Here is a 3,931-nt window from a genome sequence, read left to right as displayed (position 1 = left end):
CATGAGCGTGGGTGAGGGTGGGAAGACGGTGTCGTCGGTGGGGTCGGTGTCTGGGTCGGTTCCGGTGTCGGGTTCGGGTTCGGGGTCGGGTTCGGGGTCGGGTTTGGGTTTGGGTTTGGTGGGGGGTTGGTGGCGTGGGGAGGTGGGGGAGTCGGTTCGGCGGAATGTGGCGTTGGTGGGTGTGTTGGTGGTGTTGGTGGTTGTTGGTGTGGTGACTCGGCCGGATTTGTATGGTGATGTGGGGTGGGTTGGGGATAATGTTATGTCGATTCTTGCGTTGGCGTCTGCGGTGGGTGTGGTCACGGTTGGGATGACGTTTGTGATTATTGGTGGTGGGATTGATTTGTCGGTGGGTGCGATTATTGCGTTGGCGGGGGTGTGGTCGACGACGGTTGCGACGCAGCGGTTTGGTGCGGGTGGGATGATTTTTACGGCGTTGACGGTGGCGACGTGTGTGGGTTTGGTTAATGGTTTGTTGATTTCGTATGGTCGGTTGGTTCCGTTTATTGCGACGTTGGCGATGTTGGTGGCGGCGCGGGGGTTGGCGGCGGAGATTTCTGGTAAGCAGACGCAGGTGTCGGGTAATGCGACGATTAATGGGATTGCCAGTGGGGATGTGTTGGGGGTTCCGTTGTTGGTTGTGGTGTTTGTGGTGGTGGGTGTGGCGGGTTGGGTGTTGTTGAATCGGACGACGTTTGGGCGGCGGACGGTGGCGGTGGGGGGTAATCCGGAGGCGGCTCGGTTGGCGGGGATCAACGTTCGTGTGCACACGGTGTTGTTGTACACGTTGTCGGGTTTTTGTTGTGGGATTGCTGCGGTCATGTTGACGGCGCAGGCGAATTCGGCGCAGGCGGCGATGGCGAACCTGTACGAGTTGGATGCGATCGCGGCGGCGATTATTGGTGGGACGTTGCTCAGTGGTGGGCGGGGGACGATTGTTGGTTCACTGCTGGGTGTGGTTATTTTCGCCACGATCACGAACCTGTTCGTGATCAATGATCTGTCGACGGAGACGCAGAACATGGTGAAGGGTGGGATTATTGTGGCCGCGGTGCTGGTTCAGCAGTTCCGGTTCCGGTCTCTTACCCAGTTCTTCACCCGTAACCGGCTCACCCCTGCCCGCTAGCTCGCCCGAGTATCCCTCGCCGGGCTGGCCACCACCCGTACAGGCTTTGATTCCCCTCGGAGTATCCCGTTTCTTGAAGGAGCTGACACACCCCCTGAGTTTCCTCCACAGGCTGATCGTCCGAACCCCCGCGTGCTTGGTCGGGTGGACCCTCTGCCCACGGGCTGGTTACCCGACACCCTCACAGGCAGGCTCTGGATCCCCCGAACGCCCCTCGTGTGAAGGAGTTGAGGTCATCTTCTCCCGTTTCGTGAGCTGATCGTCGAATATCTCCACGGCTGGTTTGCCGCGTTTGTTGGTTGCCGGTGTCCCGGACGGTTCGCCGGGGCTGGTTCTCCTGTCACCCCCCCTTTCTTCTCTCGAAGGTTGTTCTCCGAGAACCCGGTTCTGTGAAGGAGTTGACGCCCTTGCCATCCCCTCACACGGTGGGCTCGAGCAGTCCCTCGACCTGAAATTGTCGACTGCCCCCCCGACCGACATTTTGATGATCGTCTTTTCGTGACGGGTTTCTAGGTTTTGGAGGTTGTGATGGTACAGCGTGATGTGTTGGGGTCGGTGCGTGATGTGTCGCGTCGACGGTTGTTGGTGGGGTCGGCGGTGGTGGGTGCGGGTGTGTTGGTGGGGGGGTGCACGAGTAATGAGGGTTCGCCGGCTGGTGGGGAGCAGGTGAAGCAGGCGGATGCGGGGGTGAATCCGAATAGTTCGCCGGGTCGGCGGGTGGTGATCGGGTTTTCGGCTCCGGCTGCGGATCATGGCTGGTTGGCGGCGATCACGGCGAACGCGGAGGCGCAGGCGAAGGTGTACTCCGATGTGGAGTATCGGAAGGTGGAGGCGGGTGCGGACGCGGCGGCGCAGCGGTCGGCGTTGATGACGTTGATCTCGCAGAAGCCGGATGTGATCGTGGTGTTGCCGCATGACGGGAAGGAGTTGAACGCGGTCGGGTTGGAGGCGATGAAGGCCGGGATCCCGGTGGTGAACCTGGACCGGGCGTTCCCGGACGCGTTGGCGTACCGGCTGCAGATCAAGGGTGACAACTACGGTATGGGTGTGGCCGCGGGCCGGTTCATCGGTGAGCAGATGCGGGCCAGGGGGATCAGTAACCCGGTGATCGGGGAGATCGCGGGGATCGACTCGTTGGAGTTGACGCAGGAGCGGTCGGCGGGGTTCGCGGCGGAGTTGGCCACGTTCGGGTTCCGGGTGGCCAACCGGCGGTCGGCGCAGTTCACCGCGGACTCGGGTCAGGCGGAGGCGGCGCAGTTGCTGCGGGCCCTGCCGCGGATGGACGCGTTGTGGAACCACGACGACGACCAGGGGATCGGGGTGTTGGCCGCGATCGCGCAGGCGAACCGGTCCGAGTTCATCATGGTCGGCGGGGCCGGGTCGAAAGCGGCGATCGACGCGATCGCCGCGGACAACACGGTGTTGAAAGCGACCGTGACCTACAGTCCGTCGATGGCGTCGTCGGCGATCTCCCTGGCCCGGCTGATCGCCCAGGGACGGGGCATGTCCGATCTGGTCGAACTGCAGGTTCCCAAGCAGATCACGCTGGCGTCGGAGACGATCACAAAAGAGAACGCCGCCGCCTACGCCAAGCTCGGGTTCTGACACACCACCGGGGGGAGACCCACCTTGTCCACTCTTGCACGAGAACTACGGGTCGGCATGGTCGGCTACGCGTTCATGGGAGCCGCGCACTCCCAGGCGTGGCGGACCGTCAACCGGGTGTTCGACCTGCCGGTTAAGGCCCGCATGGCACTGGTCTGCGGCCGTGACGAGACGAAGGTCGCCGCCGCAGCCGCCCGACTGGGCTGGGACGGATACGTCACCGACTGGCGCGACCTGGTCAACCGGGACGACATCGACATCGTCGACATCTGCACCCCCGGTGACAGCCACGCCGAGATCGCCATCGCCGCCCTCGCCGCCGGCAAACACGTCCTGTGTGAGAAACCCCTGGCGAACACCGTCGCGGAAGCCCAAGCCATGGCCGAGGCCGCCGCCGCCGCCCAAACCCGAGGCATCCGCGCCATGTGCGGGTTCAACTACCGACGCGTCCCCGCGGTCGCGCTCATGCGCCACCTCGTCACCCAGGGACGACTCGGCACGATCCGCCACATCCGCGCCGTCTACCTGCAGGACTGGATCATCGACCCCCAATTCCCCCTCGTCTGGCGACTCCAGAAGGACAAGGCCGGCTCCGGCGCCCTGGGCGACATCGGCGCCCACATCATCGACCTCACCGAATACGTCACCGGGCAGCGGATCACCGGCGTCACCGCCCTCACCGAAACCTTCATCACCCACCGCCCCCTACCCACCACCTCCACCGGACTATCCGCCCACACCACCACCAACGGCCACGGCGAAGTCACCGTCGACGACGCCGCCCTGTTCCTCGCCCGACTCGACGGCGGCGCCATCGCCACCTACGAAGCCACCCGCTTCGCCACCGGCCGCCGCAACGCCCTCCGCGTCGAAATCAACGGCTCCCACGGCTCCCTCACCTTCGACCTCGAACGCCTCAACGAACTCGACTTCTACGACGCCACCCAACCCAACACCGAACAAGGCTTCCGCCGCATCCTCGTCACCGAACCCACCCACCCCTACCTGACCGCCTGGTGGCCACCCGGACACATCATCGGCTACGAACACACCTTCACCCACCAAACCCACGACTTCCTCCACGCCATCACCACCAACACCAACCCCACCCCCACCTTCACCGACGGCCTCCACGTCCAACACGTCCTCGACGCCGTCACCCGATCCGCCAACCACCACTCCACCTGGACCGAAGTCGAG

Annotated in this window: 3 protein-coding genes; all 3 read left to right on the top strand. The window is 63.9% G+C overall.

Annotated features, from left to right (window positions below; genetic code table 11):
- Positions 1-103: 103 nt before the first annotated feature.
- Entirely contained in the window at positions 104-1,126 is a 1,023-nt protein-coding gene (locus EF879_RS26710) for an ABC transporter permease (RefSeq protein WP_233604776.1), read from the top strand.
- A gap of 528 nt (positions 1,127-1,654) precedes the next feature.
- Complete coding sequence (locus EF879_RS26705; protein ID WP_123563335.1) at positions 1,655-2,731, top strand: substrate-binding domain-containing protein; 1,077 nt, start codon at positions 1,655-1,657, stop codon at positions 2,729-2,731.
- 24 nt (positions 2,732-2,755) lie between these two features.
- Positions 2,756-3,931, top strand: a 1,176-nt coding sequence (locus EF879_RS26700; protein WP_370375566.1) for a Gfo/Idh/MocA family protein, incomplete at its 3' end; no start/stop codon positions are given.

Source organism: Micromonospora sp. HM5-17, from assembly GCF_003762835.1.
GTDB lineage: Bacteria > Actinomycetota > Actinomycetes > Mycobacteriales > Micromonosporaceae > Plantactinospora.
The sequence above is the reverse complement of the archived record's forward strand: the minus strand, read 5'-3'. Positions and strand labels throughout refer to the sequence as shown.